Raw genomic sequence first — 18,569 nt, forward strand, 5'->3', positions numbered from 1 at the left:
GGCTCACGGGGTCCGCGCCGTCCGGCGGTGGTGAGCGGGACGGCTCCGGCGCCGGGTTGAGACGACTATGGGGGTACCGCCCGGGACCTGCCTACCCCCCGGACGATCGGGATCGGGGATGTGGATCATTCACGCCCTGGATGCGGCCCGGGTGCCCGATACGGGCGCGCTCAGCTCCGCTCCCACCCGGGCGGCCGTCTCGCGCAGCCACATGTGGGCCGCGTCGTGGGTGTGGACCGGATGCCACCACAGGGCCTCCTGGAGCGGGACCACCTCGTACGGCGCCGCCATGACGCGCACGGCGGCCACCCCGCGCAGCTGCTCGGCCAGGCGCTGCTGCACCAGGGCGATCCGGCGGGTCCCGGCCACCAGGAACGGCAGCACCTGGAAGCTGTCGGCGGAGACCTCCACGCGCGGTTCGATGCCGAGCATGCTCAGCTGCCGGGCGGCGGGGGCGTCGTAGGTGCGCTGGTAGGTGACCCAGGGCAGCCGTGCCAGGTCGTCCATGGTCAGCCGGTCGCCGACCTCGTCGTTGGACTCGGCGACGAGGAAGGCCCAGCCGTCGGTGAACAGCTCGACGGTGGGGAAGCCGCTGATGACGCCGTGCGGCATCAGCAGCCCGTCGGCCGTGCTGAGCAGGGTCGCCGACTCCTCCGTGACGTCGGTCGGCGGCCGCTGGAAGCTCAGCCGTACCCCCGGGGCCTCGGCGTGCACGGTCCGGGCGAGAGCGGCGCCGAACACGGTGACGGCGTAGTCGGAGGAGAGCAGGGTGAACTCGTGCTCCTCGCTGCCCGGCACGAACTCGGCCCTGCTGCTGAACACCCTTTCCAGCAGGTCGCAGGCGGTGGCGGTGCGGTCGAGCAGGGCGCGCCCGAGAGCCGTGAGCTCGTACTGGCCGCCGACCCGGGAGAGCAGCTCGTCGTCGAAATGACGGCGCAGCCGGGCCAGGGCCGCGCTCATGGCGGGCTGGCTGAGCCCGATCCGCTGCCCGGCCCGGGTGACGTTGCGTTCCTCCAGCAGCGCCCGCAGGGACAGGACGAGGTTGAGATCGAGGCCGGACAGGTACACAACGCCTCCACACCGAGCCGCCCGGGCGGCTTTATTCATGCGATGGATGATCGATATCCAAAGAATCGATTTCCCAGATTACGGGAGGTGGGGCCAGATTAGTCGCATCGTCATCAGGAGGACATCTCAGTGAAATCCGAAGCCCCTTCCGCGTCCTTCTCCGGACCCTTCGCCCTCGGCACCTTCTCCGCCCCCGACCAGGCCTCCTTCCCCGGCCTCGTGGTCCCCGAGGGCAGGGTGCTGGACCTGCGCGACGCCTTCCGCGACCCCGCCCTGACGACCCGCCTGCTCTTCGAGCGCTGGGACGAGGTCCTGCCCCGCCTGGAAGACCTCGCGGCGCACGGCGCCGGTCTCGCCGACGGCTGGCGGCCTCTCGACGGACTGCGGGTGCACGCCCCGGTCGAGCCCCGCCAGGTCTTCCAGTCCGGTGCCAACTACCGGCAGCACGTGATCGATCTGGAGCTCGCCCACCGCGCCCCCGACGACCCGCGCACACCGGAGGCGGCCAGGGCGGAGATCGCCGAGGTCATGGACCGGCGGGCGGCGCAGGACCTGCCGTACGTGTTCATCGGCCTGCCGAGCGCCATCACCGGCCCCTACGACGATGTCGTCCTGCCCTCCTGGGCCGAACAACCGGACTGGGAGCTGGAGTTGGCGGTCGTCATCGGCAAGCCGGCCTACCGGGTGTCCGTGCCGGAGGCTCTGGCGCACGTCGCCGGGTACACGATCGCCAACGACCTCACCGACCGCGCGACCGTCTTCCGCCGGGACATGAAGGCCATCGGCACGGACTGGCTGCGCAGCAAGAACGCGCCCGGCTTCACCCCGCTCGGCCCCTGGATCGTGCCGGCCGCGTCGATCGCCGACCCCGGCGATCTGCGGGTCACCCTGAAGCTGAACGGCGAGACCATGCAGGACGAGTCCACCGAGGACATGCTCTTCGGCATCGCCCGGCTGGTGTCGTACGCCTCGCTGACCGCCCGGCTCCTGCCCGGCGACCTGGTGCTGACGGGCTCCCCGGCCGGCAACGGCATGCACTGGGGACGGCTGCTGCGCGACGGCGACGTCATGGACGGCTCGATCACCGGGCTCGGCGCCCAGCGCACCCGCTGTATTGCGGGGGAGGCCTCGTGAGCCCGGACCGCCGCGACCCCGAGGGCGCGATCGCCGAGGCCGCCAAGTCCTGTTCCAACTGGGGCCGCTGGGGCGAGGACGACGTCCTGGGCACGCTGAACTTCCTCGACGAGGCGAAGCGCCGGGAAGGCGCCGCACTGGTCCGCCGGGGAGTCAGCTTCTCGCTCGCGCAGTCCTTCGACATGAACGGCCCGCAGAAGGGCTGGCGGCGGCGCACCAACCCCGTGCACACCATGCTCGACACCGGCACCGACGCCGCCCTCGGCAACCAGGGTTTCCCGCACGGCATCGGCGGCGCCGACGACGTGATCGCGATGCCGCTCCAGTGCTCCACCCAGTGGGACGGGCTCGGCCACATCTTCGACCACGGCAAGGCGTGGAACGGCCGCCCGGCCGAGCGGGTCGTCACCTCGGACGGCGACCTCGTCACCGGCATCGAGCACATGGCGCCGCACGTCGCCGGGCGCGGGGTCCTCCTCGACGTGGGCCGGGTCATCGGTGCGGAAGGCGAGCTGCCCGACGGGTTCGCCGTCACCGAGGAGCACCTGACCGCGACCGCCGACGCGCACGGCGTGACCGTCGGCCGCGGGGACATCGTCGTCGTGCGGACCGGCCGGCTGGCCCGGGCCCGGCGCGAGGGCTGGGGCGACTACGCGGGCGGCGACTCGCCCGGCCTGTCCTTCACCACGGCCGGCTGGCTGCACCGCACCGAGATCGCCGCGATCGCCACCGACACCTGGGGCTTCGAGGTGCGGCCGAACGAGTTCGACGCGGCCTTCCAGCCCCTGCACCAGGTCGCCATCCCCAACATGGGCCTGCTCATCGGGGAGATGTGGGACCTCGACGCCCTCGCCGCCGACTGCGCGGCGGACGGCCGGTACGCGTTCTGGCTCACCGCCGCACCCCTGCCCATCACCGGAGCCGTCGGCTCACCCGTCAACCCGGTCGCGGTCAAGTAGCCCGCGTGACAAGGGAGCTTCCCATGACCCCACCCCGCACGGTCCTCGTCATCGGCGGCGGCGCCGCAGGCAACGCCGTGACCGTTCTGCTGCGCCGCGCCGGCGTCGCCGTGGACCTGATCGAGGCCAAGCCCGACTGGAACGCCACCACCGGCTCCGGCATCACCCTCCAGGGCAACGCCCTGCGTGTGCTGCGCGAACTCGGCGTCCAGGACCGGGTCGAGTCCTCCGGACAGGCCTTCGGCTCGCTGGGCGTCATCGCCCCCGACGGCACCGTGCTGCACGAGGCCGAGGACATCCGGACCGGCGGCGACGACCTGCCCGCCACCGTCGGCATGCAGCGGCCCCGATTGCAGCAGATCCTCATCGACGCCGTCCGCGCCGTCGGCGCCGAGGTCCGCCTGGGCACCACCGCCGAGATCCTGGACCAGGACGCCGAAGGCGTCTCGGTGCGCTTCAGCGACGGCACCAGCGGCCGGTACGACCTGGTGATCGCCGCCGACGGCCTCAACTCCACCACCCGCGCCGCCATCGGGATCACGGCGAAACCCGAGCCCACCGGCATGGCCATCTGGCGCACCACCGCCCCGCGCCCGGCGGGCCTGGTGCGCACCGACCTGGCCTACGGCGGCCCGGCGTACATCGCCGGCTACTGCCCGACCAGCGAGCACACCCTCTACGCCTACGTCGTCGAGGCGTACCGCGACCGCGCCTCCATCGACCCGGCCGACCACGCCGACGAGATGCGCCGGCTCGCACAGGGATACGGCGGCCACTGGACCGAGATCACCCCGCACATCACGGACCCGGCGAAGGTCAATTACACCTGGTTCGACCGCCTGCTGGTCGAGGGCTCCTGGCACCGGGGCCGGGTGGTGCTGGTCGGCGACGCCGCGCACTGCTGCCCGCCCACCCTCGCGCAGGGCGCGGCCATGTCCCTGGAGGACGCCTCCGTCCTCGCCGAACTGCTCACCGCCGGCGCGGACTGGGACGAGGAACTGCTCCAGCGGTACTACGAGCGCCGCATCCCCCGGGTGCGGGCCGTGGTCGAGGCGTCCGTGCAGCTCGGGCAGTGGCAGCTGGACGGCGTCCGCGACGCCGACGTCCCGGGCCTGATCGGCCGCACCATGACGATGCTCAAGGAACTCCCGTGACCGGCCGCCCCGCGCCCACCGTCGATGTGCACGCCCACGTCCTGCTGCCCGAGGTCGACGCCCTCGTCGCCGGACTCCCCGGCCTGGCCGCGGCCAGGGAACTGGACGCCCGGCGCAACGGCCCCGCCGCCCTGGCCGTCAGCGGCCCCATGGTCCGCGAACGCCTCCCGCGGCTGACCGACGTCGCCGTACGGCTGGCCGCCATGGACGCCCAGGGCGTCGACGTGCAGCTGGTCAGCCCGTCGCCCTCGCACTACCACTACTGGGCCGACGAGGAGACCGCCGAGAAGATCTGCCGGGTGGCGGGCGAGGCCACCGCCGCACACTGCGCCCAGGCCCCCGACCGGCTCCAGGGGCTCGGCCTCGTGCCGCTCCAGCACCCGGACCTGGCCGTGCGCGCCCTCGGACACGCCCTGGAACAAGGCCTGTCCGGGGTCGAGATCTCGTCCCACGCCCCGGGGCGCGAACTGTCCGACCCGGCGTACGAGCCCTTCTGGGCGCGGGCCGAGGAGAGCGGCGCGATCCTCTTCCTGCACCCCTTCGGCTGCACGCTCGACGAGCGCCTGGACCGCTGGTACCTGTCCAACACCGTCGGCCAGCCCACCGAGAACGCCGTCGCGCTCTCCCACCTGATCTTCTCCGGCGTGCTGGACCGGCACCCCGCCCTGAAGGTGATCGCGGCACACGGCGGCGGCTATCTGCCCACCCACATCGGCCGCGCCGACCACGCCTGGTCGGCGCGCGCCGACGCGGGAGCGGGCTGCGCCCAGCTGCCCAGCAGCTACCTCAGGCGGCTGTATTTCGACTCGCTCGTCCACGACCCGCACGTCCTGCGGGAGCTGGTCCGCGCCGTCGGCGCCGACCGCGTGCTCCTCGGCTCGGACTTCCCCTTCGACATGGGCACCGACGACCCCGTCGGCGCGCTCCGCGCGGCCCGGCTGCCCGACGCCGACTTCCACGCCGTACGGGGCGGCAACGCCGCCGCCCTCCTCCGGAAGGACTGACCCCATGCGTCTGCTCACCCATCTGCGGCACGTCGACCTCGCCGTGCCCGACTACGACAGGCAACTCGACTTCTACGCCGGTGTCTGGGGCCTCACCAAGGTCGCCGAGGACTCCGGGATCTCCTTCCTGGCCGCCGAGGGCAGCCCCGAGCACTACGTCGTACGGCTGCGCAAGGCCGACGAGAAGCGCCTCGACCTGGTGTCCTACGGCGCGGCCTGCGCGGCGGACGTGGACACCCTCGCCGAGCGGCTCCTCGCCGGCGGCGTCCGGCTGGTCTCGCAGCCGGGCAAGGTCGAGACCCCGGGCGGCGGTTACGGCTTCCGCTTCTTCGACGTCGACGGCCGCACCGTCGAGGTGTCGGCGGACGTCGAGGCCCGGCAGCACCGCAAGATCGAGGAGAAGGAGGCCATCCCGGTCAAGCTCTCGCACGTCGTCCTCAACTCCCCCGATCTGAACGTCACCAGGCAGTGGTACGAGCGCCACCTGGGCTTCCGGCTCTCCGACACCCTGATGCATCCCCGGATGGGCGAGGCCATGCACTTCCTGCGGATCAGCAACCAGCACCACTCGATGGCGATCGCCAAGGGCCCGCACACCTCCCTGCACCACGTCTCCTTCGAGATGCGCGGCATCGACGAGTACCTGCGCGGTTCCGGCCGGGTCATCCGCTCCGGGGCCCGCAAGCTCTGGGGCCCGGGCCGGCACACGGCCGGCGACAACACCTTCACCTACTTCCTCGACCCGCAGGGCAACACCGTCGAGTACACGACGGAGCTGGAACTGCTGGACGAGGACACCTGGCACCCGCACGTCTACGACTTCTCCCAGCCCGAGGTCGCCGACCAGTGGGGCACCGCCAACCCCATGAACGAGCTGGTCGCCAAGGAGTCGTTCAACGACGTCGACCGCGGCGTGTTCGTCGCCCCGCCGGTCTGATCCCCGACGGTCCGGTCCCCGCCGGACCCCTCCCCACCGGTCCGATCCCCGCACGTTCCCCGGAGCCTGGAGCCGTCCATGCGTTTCGCCACCTATGAACACCAGCACCGGCGCAGGGTCGCCGTCGTCGACGAGGACGGCGCGCTCCGCCCCGTGCCCGGCGAGCGCTCGCTCACGGAGCTGATCCGGTCCGCGGACGGCCTCGACGCGCTGCTGGACGCCGGCGCCGCCGCCCTCGGCGCCCCGGCCGGCCCCCAGGTGTCCGAGGTACGGCTGCTGCCGCCGCTGGAGCCGCCCACCGTGCGGGACTTCGTCACCTTCGAGGAGCACGTCGAAGGGGTACGGCGGTCCGTGGACGGGGCCGGCGGGGTGCCGGAAGCCTGGTACGACGCCCCGACCTTCTACTTCACCAACCCGTACGCCGTCGTCGGCGCTCACGACGACGTGCCGGTGCCGCCGGGCAGCGCGCTGCTCGACTTCGAGCTGGAGGTCGCGGCGGTCGTCGGCCGCGAGGGACGCGACCTCACCCCCGAACGGGCACGGGACCACATCATCGGCTACACGGTCTTCAACGACTGGTCGGCCCGGGACCTCCAGTCCCGCGAGATGCAGGTCCGCCTCGGCCCGTGCAAGGGCAAGGACACGGCCGCCACCCTCGGGCCGTACCTGGTCACCGCGGACGAGCTGGAACCGCACCGGGACGCCGACGGCTTCCTGCGCCTGGCCCTGACCGCCGCGGTGAACGACGAGATCGTCGGCGAGGACCTGCTGTCCAACATGAGCTGGACCTTCGAGGAGATGGTCGCCTACGCCTCACGGGGCACCGTCGTCCGCCCGGGCGACGTGCTCGGCTCGGGCACCTGCGGCAACGGCGGCTGCCTGGCGGAGCTGTGGGGAGTGCGCGGACAGCAGTCCCCGCCGCCGCTGAGGCCCGGCGACACGGTGACCCTCACCGTGGAGGGCATCGGCACCGTCTCCAACACGGTGGTGGCGGGCACGGAGCCGGTGCCGCTCCCCGCCGCCCGCCGCCGTACCCGGGAGAGGCCGTGACCGAACCGCACCGGGGCAGGCTCCAGGGCAAGGTCGTGGTCGTCACCGGCGCGGCCCGAGGCCAGGGCGCGGCGGAGGCCGAGGCCCTGGCCCGCGAGGGCGCCCGGGTCGTCGCCACCGACGCCCGGCCGACCGGCGACTGCCGCCGCCTCGACGTCACCAGCGAGGACGACTGGGCCGAACTGGCCGCGCTCCTGCGGGAGTCGTACGGCCACGTGCACGGCCTGGTCAACAACGCGGGCATCACCTGGCGTGCCCGCGTCGGCGACGTACGGCCCGAGGACTTCGCCCGCGTCCACGCCGTCAACGTCACCGGACCGCTGCTCGGCATCCAGCATCTGGCCCCGCTGATGCCCCCGGGTTCCGCCGTCGTCAACGTCGGCTCCTCCGCCGCCCTCACCGGCCACTACCCGGTCGCCTACACGGCGAGCAAATGGGCTCTGCGCGGTCTGTCGAAGAGCGCCGCGACCGAGCTCGGGCCGCGCGGCATCCGCGTGAACACGATCCACCCCGGCTTCATCGAGACCGAGATGACCGCCTCCGCCGCCCCCGCCTTCCGCGACGCGAACGTCCGCGAGACGCCGCTCGGCCGCACGGGCACCGCGCACGAGGTCGCCCCGCTCGTGGTGTTCCTGCTGTCCGAGGAGGCCTCCTTCATCACGGGCGCCGAGATCCCCGTCGACGGCGGCCTCACCGCGCACGGCGGGGTGAAGTCCGTCTCCGACGCGCTGCGCGGGACGACGCCGTGAGACGCCTCGGCCGAAAGGCGGCACCCGCAGGGACAAGGCGGGGTCCGGCGCCGGAGCGCGTCGGCCAGCCCGGCCTCCGCGGCGACCTGGTCGCGCTGGGGCAAGGACGGGAAGGCGCCACCCCAGTGCCGTCCGTCGGGACGCCTCGACGAGGGCCCGGTGCTGCCCTGGCAGCCGCCCAGCACAGTGGGCGCGACGACGAACCAGCGGTCGGTGTCCAGGGCCAGCCCGGGCCCGCGAGGTCGTCGGCACGGCGTTCAGGACGCGCCCTTCGCGGCACGGAAGCCGGCTTCCAGATCCGCCTGGAGATCGGCGAGGTTCTCGATGCCCGCCGACAGGCGCACCAGACCGGGCGCGGTGCCGGTCGCCGCCAACCGCGTCGTCCAGCTGGCGGTGGGTGGTGGACGCCGGATGGATGACGAGACTGCGGACGTCGCCGATGTCGGCGAGGTGACTGAACAGTTCGACGCCGTCGACGAACCGCTTGCCCGCCTCGACCCCGTGCGGGGCGTACGGGGTGCCTGGAGCCACCGCGCGGCGGCTGCCCGGACCGGGACGCGGGCAGGGCGATGGGCAGCGCGGTGCGAGGGGTGAAGAGGGTGGGATCAGATACCGGAGCGGGGCGTCAGCTCGCGGTGGAACAGCCCGTGGTGGTGACACGCACGTCATCGACGTGGCGGCGGGTCACGAGCACGGTCATGAGGTCAGGTAACCACAGATGGTGACGGCGCACCAGATGCCTGGGAGGGAGCCGGGTCAGGGGCGGGGGCCGGTCGCCGAGGCCAGTCTCCTTCGGACGGCGTCGGCCTCGGGCATGCCGAGCCGGGTGTACAGGGCGAGCGCGCGCTCGTAGCGGCCGACGGCGGCGGCGGTGTCGCCCAGCGCGTGGTGGGCGTCGCCGAGTCCGCCGAGGGCGCGGGCCTGCTGGCCCGGGCTGCCGATGTCCTCGGCGATGGCGAGGGCGTCCGTGTGGTGGACGAGGGCGTCGGCGGGCCGGCCGGCGGCCCGGGCGGCCTCGCCGAGCCCGTTGCGCGCCCGGGCCTCGCCGTTGCGATCGCCGTTGCCGGAGTAGAGGGCGAGGGCCTGCCGGTGACACTCGGCCGCCTGCGCGGGCTGGTCGCGCCGGGTGTGGATGATGCCGAGGTCGTGCAGTGCCCCCGCTTCGCCGTACCGGTCGCCGACCTCCCGCAGCAGAACGAGGGCCTGCTCCTGGTGGTCGGCGGCCGACCCGAGGAGATCGAGTCGCGCCTCGACCGATCCGAGGTCGTTGAGCGCATGGGCTTCCAGATACCGGTTGCCGGTCCTGCGGAGCAGCGCGAGAGCCTGCCGGAGGTGGTCGGCGGCCTCCTGGTAGCGGCCCGACTGCCCCTCGACGCTGGCGAGATCCTTCAGGGCGATCGCCTCGCCCGACCGGTCGCCGACGCTCCGGTACAGCACCAGGGCTTGTTCGAGGTACTCGACGGCGGACAGGAAACGGCCCAGTCGTTCGTCGACGAGACCGAGGTTGACCAGCGCGCGGGCCTGGCCGGTCGGGTCGCCGGACCGCCGGAACAGGGTCAGCGCGTCCTGGAGGTGCCTGCGGGCCGGTTCGTGCCGGGCCAGCTGGTAGGAGGCGGTGCCGAGGCCGAGCAGCGCTCGGGCCTCGCTCAGCGGGTCGCCGATCCGGCGCGCGGCGTCCCGGGCGTGGCCGTGCATCGTGAGGCCGTCGGTGTGATAGCCGCTGATGAGGTAGCGGTACAGGACGAGGGAGAGCCGGATCGCGTGGGTGGGCCGGCCGTGGGCGGCGGTGTGGGCGGACATGGCCGCCAGACACGCCCGCTCGGCGTCGAGCCAGGAACGCGCCGCCTCGGGACCGGACAGGTCCGGAACGGAAGCGGCGGGCTCGGGAACGGCGGGCCGCAGGTGGGCCTCGGCCGGGTGCAGACAGTTCATGGCGGCGGCCGCGGTCGCGAGATAGTGGTCGAAGAGCCGGTCCAGCGCCGCCTCGCGGGCCTGCGGGGTGTCGTCGGACATGGCCAGCCGGGTGGCGTACGCGCGCAGCAGATCGTGCATGCCGTAGCGGGCCGGCTCGACGGGCAGGACGAGATGGGCGCGGGCCAGGACGTCGAGGGCCCGGCGGGTGTCCGCCACGCCGCCGCCGGTGAGCGCGGCGGCGGCGTGGACGTCGAAGTCGGGGCCGGGATGCAGTCCGAGCAGCCGGAACGCGCGCTTCACCTCCGTCGGCAGATGCCGCAGCGACCAGGAGAACACCGCGGCGACGGCTGCCCGGGGGTCGCCGTCCGCGTCGAGCAGGTCCAGCCGCCGCTGCTGGTCGGCGAGTTCGCCGACCAGGTCGGTCAGCGGCGTGGCGGGCCGGGCGGCCGCCAGTTCGGCGGCGACCCGCAGCGCCAGCGGCAGCCGGGCGCACTGCGCGGCGAGCGCGGAGACGGCGTCGGGTTCGGCTTCGGCGCGGGGGCCGACGAGCCGGCGCAGCAGAGTGTGGGCGGCGTCCGCGGGCAGCAGGTCGAGGTCGAGACGGTGTGCCCCCTCCCGCGCCACCAGCCCGGCCAGGCTGTCGCGGCTGGTCACCAGCACCGCGCAGGAGCCGGTGCCGGGCAGCAGCGGACGGACCTGCTCGACGGTGGCGGCGTTGTCGAGCACGATCAGCATGCGCCGGCCCGCGACGGCGGTGCGGTAGCGAGCCGCCCGGTCGTCCGCCTCCAGCGGGATGTCCTGCCCGGGCACCCCGAGCGCGGTCAGGAACCGGGTCAGCGCGTCGGGGGCGGTCATGGGCCGGTCGGGGTCGTAGCCGCGCAGATTCACGTACAACTGGCCGTCGGGGAAACGGTCCCGGGCCCGGTGCGCCCAGTGCACCGCGAGCGCCGTCTTGCCCACGCCCGCCGTCCCGGACACCGCCGAGACCACCACCGCGGTCGGCCGCTCCGCCGACGCGACCAGGATCTTCTCCAGCCGGTTCAGTTCCTCTTCTCGGCCGGTGAACCCCGCTGCCTCCAGGGGGAGTTGAGCGGGCACGACGGCCGGGCGCCCGACGGCGGCGGGCGGTGCGGGACGGACGGCCGGTGGGGCGGCCTTCCCGCTCAGGATGCTCTGGTGTTCGCGCCGGGCCTCGACTCCCGGGGTGGCGCCGAGTTCGTCGGCCAGCCGTTTGCGCAGGGCGGCGTAACAGGCGAGTGCCTCCGAGGCGCGACCGGCCGCGTGCAGCGCCCGCATCAGCGTCGAGGTGAGCGGCTCGATCAACGGGTGCTCGGCGACGAGGACGGACAGCGTGTCGATCACCACGACGTGGCCGCCGACCCGGAGTTCGGCGTCGGCCCAGGCGAGGACGGCGTCGACGCGCTGGTGCAGCCAGCTCTCCCGGGTTCTGGCGGCCCAGTCACCGGTCAGCCCGGCCAGCGGATCGCCCCGCCAGAGGCCCATCGCCTCCCGCAGCGTGGCCACCCGCACGGCGTCGGAGCGGTCGCTCCGACGAGCCCGCGTCACCAGCCTCCGGAAGCGGTGCACGTCGACCAGGTCCGGTGGGACGTCGAGCCGGTAGCCTCCCGCACCGCGCCGTAACGACGGCGCTTCGGACGGTCCGTCGGCGCCGCCGCGCAGGTGCGGGCCCTGGTCCACGAGGACCCGGCGGATACGGGTGATGTGGGCGTACAGCGTGGCGCGCACCTGTGCCGGCGGGGCGTCCCCCCAGACCCGGTCGATCAGTGTCTCGGCCGTCACCCAGCGGCCCGCGTCCACCAGCAGCGCCGCCAGGACCGTGCGCCGCTTGGCGGGGCCCAGATCCACCGGCCGTCCCGACACCCATAACTCCACGGCCCCCAGGAGCCGAAATCCCGTCACGACGTATCCCCCGCCCCGCCCCGCACATGTCGCCCGCGCCCACCGGGCGTCACCCAACCACCGGGTCACCTGCGAGGCAAGTTCTACGCAAGGTTCCCGGCCAGCTCCTCCCGCCATCGTGTGCACGGCAAGCCGCCGCACCACGAACGACCCGAGGCCCGTGGGCGGCGTCCCGAGCGATGGAGGAACACTCAATATGAAGCGGATCCTGGCCAAGGCCGGCATCGTCCTGGGAAGCGTGGCCCTGGCCACCACCGGCGCCCTCATCACCGCCGCCCCCGCGAACGCGGCGCTGTCGGACTGTCCCTCCGGAGGGCTGTGCGCCTACCTGGGCGTCAACGGCTCGGGCGACCCCGGGGTGGTCTACGGCGACAACACCAACCTTCTCCAGTACAACAAGTTCAACAACGCCGAGTCGCTGTACAACAACGGCAACAGCTGCAACGTCCGCATCTACTCGGGCACGGGTTACACGGGCTCCAGCTACGTGCTCTCCCGGGGCTACTACAACGGCTCCCTGGCGAACACCGTGTACTGGCACAACGTGGCCTCGAACAACTGGTGCGTATGAGCGCATCCACGGCGCGGCGGACACTGCTCGCGGTGCTCCTTGCGCTGACCGCGGCGGGCTGCTCTCACGGGGGTGAGCAGCCCGCTCGCGGGCCCGTGGCACCCGACGTCCGTCCCCTGTCCGGGACCACCGCGATCAGCCACGCCGACGCCGTACGCCTCCACGACCGTGAGGAACGTGCCGTGGCCGCCTGCATGAGGTCCCGCGGCCAGACGTACGAGACACAGCCCCGGACCGCGTCCGCGCGCAACGAGGAGACCAACCCCTACGGACTGCTCACCCCGGAGAAGGCGACCCAGGACGGGTACGGGATCGTCGGGGAGTACCTGTACCGGCGGTCCACACCCGCCCCGGCCGACGAGCCCCGCGAGGCCGCCTGGCGACAGGCGCTGACCGGCACGCCGGCGCACCGGGTGAGCCTGCGGCTCCCCGACGGCGTCAGCCTGGAGTACTCCACCGACGGGTGTGTCGCCCGGGCCCGCGCCGAGCTGTACGGGGCGGACTGGAACACGGTCGAGCCCGTCACCGTGGCACTGGCGAACCGGGTGATCGGCGCCGTCGAAGCGGATTCCGGGTACCGTGCCGCCGTCCGGCGCTGGTCCTCGTGCATGACGAAGGCGGGGCATCCGGCGAAGGATCTCCAGGCCCCCCGCCGGGCCGTCGACACCCGGCTGCCGAACGCCGCGTCGGACCAGGCGTCGCTGCGGGCGCTCGGCCGCGACGAGATCCGCGTGGCGCGCGCCGACGCGGACTGCCAGCTCTCCACAGAACTGTCCGAGGCGGTCCAGGACGTGCAACGGGCCGTCGAGAAGCGCCTGCTGACAGCGGCCGACCGCAGGACCGTGGCGGCCTACCTGGCGGACAAGCGCAGGGCGCTGGCCACCGGATCCGCCTGAGCGACCGGCCTTTGGGGAGGTCGGTCGCTCAGGTGCCGGGCTGCCGCGGTGGCCGATGGCCCGGGTGTACGGCCGCCCGCGCCTCCCGACGCGCCCGCTCACGCCTATGGCGGTGCGGAGCGACGCCCGCGCCCGGCCGGTCACCGCGCACGGGACCGACCGCCCGCACGGCCGGGGCCCCGGCCACCGCGCCGCCCGGCCGCCGCGTGAGGCGTCGTCCGCGCAGGAGACCGACCGTGCCTAGGACTGAGGTCGCTTGCCGTGGTTCGCGGCGTGCTTGCGGCGGCTCTTCTTCTTCCGGCGTCGCTTCGAGGACATGAGAACCCCTCTCACTCGCGGGTCGGCGGGCTTCGCTCCGAAGCATCGTGATCCACGATTCCACACATCGCATTCCCCTGCGATCCGGCCTGACGGGGGGAGAGATCCGCGTGATGAGAGGATCGCTGCCGGCCCGGGCAGGGCGGATGTCGGACAGGGGAGGCACGCAGTGGGGCTGGGCACCGTGGTCGTCACCGGGGCGGCGGGGAACATCGGCTCGGTGGTGCGCCGGGCGTTGCGCGGCGAGGTCGGCCGCATGGTTCTGCTCGACCGCGTCCCGCTCCGGGCCGAGGCCGCGAACGAGGTGGTGCACACCGTCGACCTTCGGGACGCGGACGCCGTCGAGGCCGCGCTGACGGGCGCGGACGCCGTGCTGCACCTGGGCGGGCTGCCGGACGAGGCGCCGCTCGAGCAGCTCCTGGAAGCGAACGTGCTGGGCACCCATCACGTCCTGGAGGCCGCCCGCCGTGCGAGGATCCCGAGGGTCGTGCTGGCCGGCAGCAACCGCGTGACCGGCTTCTACCCCACGGCGCATCGCACCGACCCGCGGGATCCCGTGCGCCCCGACGGCATGTACGGGGTGAGCAAGGCGGCCGTCGAGGCCCTGGGGCGGCTGTACGCGGACAAGTTCGGGGTGTCCGTGATCTGCCTGCGCATCGGCAGCTTCGAGGAGGCGCCCACGGAGGCTCGCCACCTCGCGACCTGGCTCAGCCCGCGCGACGCCGTCGGCTTCTGCCGTGCCGCGCTGGCCGCCCCGCTCTCCACCCGTTTCGCCACGGTGTACGCCGTCTCGGCCAACACCCGCCGCTTCTGGGAACTCCCCGCGGCGACCGAACTGGCCTACACGCCGGTCGACGACGCCGAGACGTACGCCTCGCACCTCACCGACCTCGACGTCCCCGCCGACCCCGAAGCACCGCAGGCCGGCCCGTACGCCCTGCCGGAGGTCACGTTGCGCCACCTCCGGCCCTGAGCCGCCTCCGGCCCCCGCCCGGGCGGCTTCCCCCTGCCGCCGCCCTCGCCGCGACCGGTGTATCCCGTCCGGCGCCCCGCGCGTGGTCGGCCGGCCCGACGGCGTGGACGACCTGCGGCACCGGCACACGGCGGGCCGGAATGCCCGCGCCCGCCCGGCCGCAGGGGATCGCACTCTACTCAACTCATCTCTTGTGCGCGGACGTTATGCCCGACATCGGGGCATGCGCGGGGGAGCGGGTGGAAGATCGTGGGCCATGGCTGCATCGAGTGACACAGAGGGCGGTCCGTCCGGCGACGGCGGGACCACGGCGACGGCGGCCGGTGGCGACGCGGGGAGCCGTGGCGCCGACGGGACGGCCACCGGGGAGCCGGCACCGGAACCAGCGTCCGGCGCCGACGGGGAGCCGAGTGCCCCGGACGGCGAACGGGGTACGGCGGGCGCCGCACCCGCCCGTGCCGAGGGGGATCGCGAGGAGGCGGACACCTCCGCCGACCCGCCCGTGATGGACATGGCCCGGTTGGGGACGATCACGGCAACGGTCGTCACCGTCATCGCGGCCCTGGGCGGCCTGATTCTCGGTGTCAGAGCCGAGCAGCGGGCCGTCGGGGACGAGCGGCGGGCCATGGACCAGGACGCGGAGGCGGACGAGCGTGAGGCGTCGACGTACCCGCGGCTGGTGGACTTCTACCGGCACATGTCGACACTGACGGTCGTCAACAGCAGTTCCCGGGTGATGGAGATGCGCCTCGTCCTGAAGTCGCCCGACGTGTGGTGGGACCTTCAGGCCCTGCCGCCGTGCGGGCAGTTCGACATTCCGACCGGGCTGCTCAAGAGCTCGATGTCGGCCGAAGAACCATCGGTCACGAAGCACCTCACGGACCGGGATCTGGACAGACTGCGGCTCGAACTCCGGGACCCGAACGGCAAGGTGTGGAGCCTCGCCAGCGGAGCGCTCTTCGCCCGCGCGGCGGACTGGAAGCAGTCGCCCGGGGGTGTGCGCCTGATCAGCTCCGAGCCGTGGAACATGAAGCCGGAGAAGTCTCCCACCTGCGAATGAGCCCGGAACGGAACGGAACGGAAGGGAACGGAACGGAAGGCGAAGGAAGGCAAGGGAAGCGGGACCGGAACGGGACGTGGGCCCCGTGTACGGCGGGGCCCACGTCGTCGACCGGACCGTCAGCAGGTCGAGTTGGTCTGGGTGAGCAGTCCCAGTCGCCACGGCAGGCTGTTGTAGTCGCCGCTCGCGCCGGGGTTCATGCCCTGGTACAGGTACTGGAGGCGGCAGGAGGGGATGGTCAGCGTCTGGTCGTAGCCCGCGCGGATCATCTCACCGTGGCTGATGTCCCGGGTCCAGGCTCCGCTGGGGAAGGACACGTTGCTCGCCCGGGCGAACGGGTTGCCCTCGGACGCGGCCAGCGGGGTCCACGAACCGGCGAGGCTGCTCGTCGTCCAGGAACGGAAGTAGCGCCGGCCGTCCGAGCCGATGGCCTCGACGAGGAGCAGGTACTGGTCGGAGCCCTGCACCTTGTAGACGTTGCTCGCTTCCCACAGGGCGTACTTGTTGGAGTCCCGGGCCACGATGACGGTGTCGGTGAACCCGTTCGGGAACTGGCCGACGGTCGTCCGGGAGCGGTAGAGGTGCCCGTTGTCGTCCGAGGAGAACAGGTAGCAGTCGGCGCTGTCGCAGATCACCCACATGTCGACCCAGTAGCCGTTGCCGATGTTCTGCTTGATGATGTCCGGCATCGACGAGTAGAAGTTGCGCGGCGCGCTCCACCCGTTGGGGTTGCCGATGTCGGCGTTGGTCGAATAGGACGCGTTGCCGGTCTGGTAGACGAGGTACCACAGGCGTTGCGACGTGTTGTAGAAGACCTCGGGCGCGGCCCGGTAACCGGCGCCGATGGCGGTGCGGTCCAGGTAGTGGTGGGTGGCCGAACCCGCCTGCGACCAGTCGGAGAAGCTCAGGTACACCAGGTTGTACCCGGCGGTGCTCGCGGTGCTCGCGAACACGTGGTACTTGCCGTTGTAGTAGACGACCGACGGGTCCTTGATCCCGGCGATGTGGTGGGTCGCGTCCGGCTTCGGCGCGATCAGGGCGCCGCTCGAACTCCACGAGAAGCCGGTGGGCAGTGCGGCGGCGGACAAGGACGGGGGCGAGGACGTGGGCGCGGCTGCGGCCGCGGCGCGTGCCGCGGCCGTGCCGCCCAGCGCGGTCAGCGTCGCCTGATAGGCGGACTTCTTGGCGCCGTTGCGGTCGAAGAGCAGCGGGTTCTCCCCGCTGCGCCAGGAGTCGCTGTCACGGATGCCCCAGACGGTGATGCCCGTGCAGCGTGCCACGTTCATGCAGGCCCGCACCGTGTTGGTGTATGCCGTCGCCGAGGCCTGGGCGATGTCCAGTTCGGTGATCTGGACGTCGACACCGAGGGCGGCGAAGTTCGCCAGCGTCGTCTGGAAGCTCGACGGCGGGCCGCCCGCGCCGAAGTGGGCCTGGAGGCCCACGCAGTCGATGGGCACCCCGCGCGACGTGAAGTCGCGCACCATGCGGTAGACGCCCTGGGTCTTCGCGTCGCTCCAGTTCTCGATGTTGTAGTCGTTGTAACAGAGCTTGGCCGCGGGATCGGCCAACCGCGCGGTGCGGAAGGCCTGTTCGATGAAGCCGTCGCCGAGCAGGTTCTGGAACACCGAGGAGCGGTGCTGCCCGCTGCCGCCGTCGGCGAAGGCCTCGTTGACGACGTCCCAGGAGTGGATCCGGCCCTTGTAGTGGTTCGCCACGGTGGTGATGTGGTTGTTCATCACGCCGCGCAGGGTGTTGGCGTCCGTGAGGGAGCTGACCCAGGTGGGCAGTTGGGAGTGCCACACCAGGGTGTGGCCGCGCACGCGCTGACCGCGGGCCGTGGCGCGGTTGACGATCTGGTCGGCGGGGCCGAAGGTGAACGAGCCGCGCGTGCGCTCGGTCGTGTCCCACTTCATCTCGTTCTCGGGCGTGACCGAGGTGAACTCGCGGTCCAGGATCGAGGTGTACGTGCCGTCGCCGAGCTTTCCGGCGGCGACCGCGGCGCCGAAGTACCGGCCGGACTGGGCCGCCTGGGCGCCCAGGGTGGACGCCCGGACGGCATCGGGCGCGTCGGGCGCCGCGGTCGCGGCCCCCGGTATCACCAAGCCGGAGACGGCCAGCAGGGACACCAGCGAGGCACGGCGACGGCCGAGCCGTTTCAGCGGGTTCATGGTTCTCCTCGTGCGGGGTGGGGGGTTGGGTCGGTGCGGTGGGCCGGACGGGGTCAGGCCGTGGTCGGCGCGGACCGCACGACGCGGGGCGCTTCGGTGGCGGCGTTCGACACCGGGCTACCGGGCCGGACTTGATCAGAACTTTGAACAGGGCATGACATATCTGCGTGCCGATCTCTCTGCGGGGAAGCGCTGCGTCGGCGGACGGTCGATGGCGTAGCGTTCGAAATAGCGAACGCCAGTCGGCGCATCGAGCATTCTTATTGACAGGGAGCCCGCGGCTCCCGTCAATACGCTTCGCATGATTCGTTTTTCGGAGCGAAATATTTCGAGGTTCCCGCGTGTCCGAAAACCCGTGATCCGGGCAGCTGTTTCCCCAGTCCGGCGACCGGTGGGAAATGGACAGCGTGATGAACGGGGCATGGGTCCGGACACGCTCCGCACTGTCCGTGCGTGGGCAGTATCAGCGATCCGAAATCAAACCGAAATTTCGAGCACCATGGGCGCGTCACCGGCCCGCGCCGGGCCTTGTCCAGGCCTCGGACAACCCTGGTCCGGCGCTCTTCCGGTGCCGCGGGACGGACGCGACGGCAGGCCGCCGCCGTCCTTCCCGCGGCAAGGACGACGAGCGCGGCCGGCGAGGCGTCGCGCCGTACGCCCGCGGTCTCCGGGGCCGCCCGGTCGGGGTGGAGGA

At 72.6% G+C, this 18,569-nt stretch carries 15 protein-coding genes and 2 pseudogenes; 11 read left to right on the forward strand and 6 right to left on the reverse strand.

Translation table 11 applies throughout. The features are described 5' to 3' along the window. Window positions 1–129: 129 nt before the first annotated feature. A complete protein-coding gene (locus J2X68_RS08590; RefSeq protein WP_310431857.1) occupies window positions 130–1,068 on the reverse strand; it encodes a LysR family transcriptional regulator in 939 nt (312 codons plus the stop codon). Window positions 1,069–1,197: 129 nt separating this feature from the next. Here J2X68_RS08590 and J2X68_RS08595 point away from each other — a divergent pair, with 129 nt between their 5' ends. The 7 genes from J2X68_RS08595 to J2X68_RS08625 all read left to right on the forward strand — a co-directional run bounded on the left by J2X68_RS08595 (window position 1,198) and on the right by J2X68_RS08625 (window position 8,055). Further along, the gene (locus J2X68_RS08595; protein ID WP_310431858.1) at window positions 1,198–2,202 is read left to right on the forward strand and encodes a fumarylacetoacetate hydrolase family protein; all 1,005 of its coding nucleotides are present in this window, start codon (window positions 1,198–1,200) and stop codon (window positions 2,200–2,202) included. Further along, window positions 2,199–3,161 carry a cyclase family protein gene (locus J2X68_RS08600; protein WP_310431859.1) on the forward strand — a complete coding sequence of 321 codons (963 nt, stop codon included), beginning with the start codon at window positions 2,199–2,201 and terminating at the stop codon, window positions 3,159–3,161. The genes J2X68_RS08595 and J2X68_RS08600 overlap by 4 nt, the downstream gene beginning before the upstream one ends. A 23-nt stretch (window positions 3,162–3,184) precedes the next feature. After that, window positions 3,185–4,315, forward strand: coding sequence for an FAD-dependent oxidoreductase (locus J2X68_RS08605; RefSeq protein WP_310431860.1), 1,131 nt, complete (start codon window positions 3,185–3,187; stop codon window positions 4,313–4,315). Next, window positions 4,312–5,319 (forward strand): amidohydrolase family protein, encoded by a 1,008-nt coding sequence (locus J2X68_RS08610; RefSeq protein WP_310431861.1) that lies wholly within the window; start codon window positions 4,312–4,314, stop codon window positions 5,317–5,319. Before J2X68_RS08605 ends, J2X68_RS08610 begins: the two co-directional genes overlap by 4 nt. Before the next feature lie 4 nt (window positions 5,320–5,323). Then, window positions 5,324–6,256, forward strand: a complete 933-nt coding sequence (locus J2X68_RS08615; protein ID WP_310431862.1) for a VOC family protein — start codon at window positions 5,324–5,326, stop codon at window positions 6,254–6,256. 78 nt (window positions 6,257–6,334) lie between these two features. After that, window positions 6,335–7,306: a fumarylacetoacetate hydrolase family protein gene (locus J2X68_RS08620; RefSeq protein WP_310431863.1), complete on the forward strand. Its 972-nt coding sequence runs from the start codon at window positions 6,335–6,337 to the stop codon at window positions 7,304–7,306. Further along, complete coding sequence (locus J2X68_RS08625) at window positions 7,303–8,055, forward strand: SDR family oxidoreductase (RefSeq protein WP_310431864.1); 753 nt, start codon at window positions 7,303–7,305, stop codon at window positions 8,053–8,055. The genes J2X68_RS08620 and J2X68_RS08625 overlap by 4 nt, the downstream gene beginning before the upstream one ends. A 53-nt stretch (window positions 8,056–8,108) precedes the next feature. Here J2X68_RS08625 and J2X68_RS08630 read toward each other — a convergent pair. The 3 genes and pseudogenes from J2X68_RS08630 to J2X68_RS08640 all read right to left on the reverse strand — a co-directional run. Further along, a pseudogene (locus J2X68_RS08630) lies at window positions 8,109–8,291 on the reverse strand (homoserine O-acetyltransferase); the annotation flags it as partial. 21 nt (window positions 8,292–8,312) lie between these two features. Then, a pseudogene (locus J2X68_RS08635) lies at window positions 8,313–8,556 on the reverse strand (PLP-dependent transferase); the annotation flags it as partial. Window positions 8,557–8,811: 255 nt separating this feature from the next. Further along, entirely contained in the window at window positions 8,812–11,850 is a 3,039-nt protein-coding gene (locus J2X68_RS08640; protein WP_310431865.1) for a tetratricopeptide repeat protein, read from the reverse strand. A 235-nt stretch (window positions 11,851–12,085) separates the two neighbouring features. Here J2X68_RS08640 and J2X68_RS08645 point away from each other — a divergent pair, with 235 nt between their 5' ends. Then, window positions 12,086–12,460, forward strand: a complete 375-nt coding sequence (locus tag J2X68_RS08645) for a peptidase inhibitor family I36 protein (RefSeq protein WP_310431866.1) — start codon at window positions 12,086–12,088, stop codon at window positions 12,458–12,460. After that, entirely contained in the window at window positions 12,457–13,356 is a 900-nt protein-coding gene (locus J2X68_RS08650) for a hypothetical protein (RefSeq protein ID WP_310431867.1), read from the forward strand. The genes J2X68_RS08645 and J2X68_RS08650 overlap by 4 nt, the downstream gene beginning before the upstream one ends. Before the next feature lie 240 nt (window positions 13,357–13,596). Here the strand turns inward: J2X68_RS08650 and J2X68_RS40270 are convergent, their stop codons facing one another. Next, the gene (locus J2X68_RS40270; protein ID WP_373287922.1) at window positions 13,597–13,674 is read right to left on the reverse strand and encodes a 50S ribosomal protein bL37; all 78 of its coding nucleotides are present in this window, start codon (window positions 13,672–13,674) and stop codon (window positions 13,597–13,599) included. 169 nt (window positions 13,675–13,843) lie between these two features. On the opposite strand from J2X68_RS40270, the gene J2X68_RS08655 reads away from it, so the two are divergent. Both J2X68_RS08655 and J2X68_RS08660 read left to right on the forward strand, forming a co-directional pair. Continuing rightward, the gene (locus J2X68_RS08655) at window positions 13,844–14,647 is read left to right on the forward strand and encodes an NAD(P)-dependent oxidoreductase (protein WP_310431868.1); all 804 of its coding nucleotides are present in this window, start codon (window positions 13,844–13,846) and stop codon (window positions 14,645–14,647) included. A 256-nt stretch (window positions 14,648–14,903) separates the two neighbouring features. Next, a complete protein-coding gene (locus tag J2X68_RS08660) occupies window positions 14,904–15,707 on the forward strand; it encodes a hypothetical protein (RefSeq protein ID WP_310431869.1) in 804 nt (267 codons plus the stop codon). 119 nt (window positions 15,708–15,826) lie between these two features. On the opposite strand, the gene J2X68_RS08665 is transcribed toward J2X68_RS08660, so the two are convergent. Next, window positions 15,827–17,875, reverse strand: coding sequence for a non-reducing end alpha-L-arabinofuranosidase family hydrolase (locus J2X68_RS08665; protein ID WP_310431870.1), 2,049 nt, complete (start codon window positions 17,873–17,875; stop codon window positions 15,827–15,829). Between the last annotated feature and the right edge of the window lie 694 nt (window positions 17,876–18,569).

The sequence above is a fragment of the Streptomyces sp. 3330 genome (assembly GCF_031456635.1).
Lineage (GTDB): Bacteria > Actinomycetota > Actinomycetes > Streptomycetales > Streptomycetaceae > Streptomyces.

Coding starts and splice junctions, on each gene's coding strand:
- J2X68_RS08650 (WP_310431867.1), top strand. CDS start 12,457: ATGAGCGCATCCACGGCGCGGCGGACACTGCTCGCGGTGCTCCTTGCG.
- J2X68_RS40270 (WP_373287922.1), bottom strand. CDS start 13,674: ATGTCCTCGAAGCGACGCCGGAAGAAGAAGAGCCGCCGCAAGCACGCC.
- J2X68_RS08615 (WP_310431862.1), top strand. CDS start 5,324: ATGCGTCTGCTCACCCATCTGCGGCACGTCGACCTCGCCGTGCCCGAC.
- J2X68_RS08660 (WP_310431869.1), top strand. CDS start 14,904: ATGGCTGCATCGAGTGACACAGAGGGCGGTCCGTCCGGCGACGGCGGG.
- J2X68_RS08605 (WP_310431860.1), top strand. CDS start 3,185: ATGACCCCACCCCGCACGGTCCTCGTCATCGGCGGCGGCGCCGCAGGC.
- J2X68_RS08620 (WP_310431863.1), top strand. CDS start 6,335: ATGCGTTTCGCCACCTATGAACACCAGCACCGGCGCAGGGTCGCCGTC.
- J2X68_RS08645 (WP_310431866.1), top strand. CDS start 12,086: ATGAAGCGGATCCTGGCCAAGGCCGGCATCGTCCTGGGAAGCGTGGCC.
- J2X68_RS08665 (WP_310431870.1), bottom strand. CDS start 17,875: ATGAACCCGCTGAAACGGCTCGGCCGTCGCCGTGCCTCGCTGGTGTCC.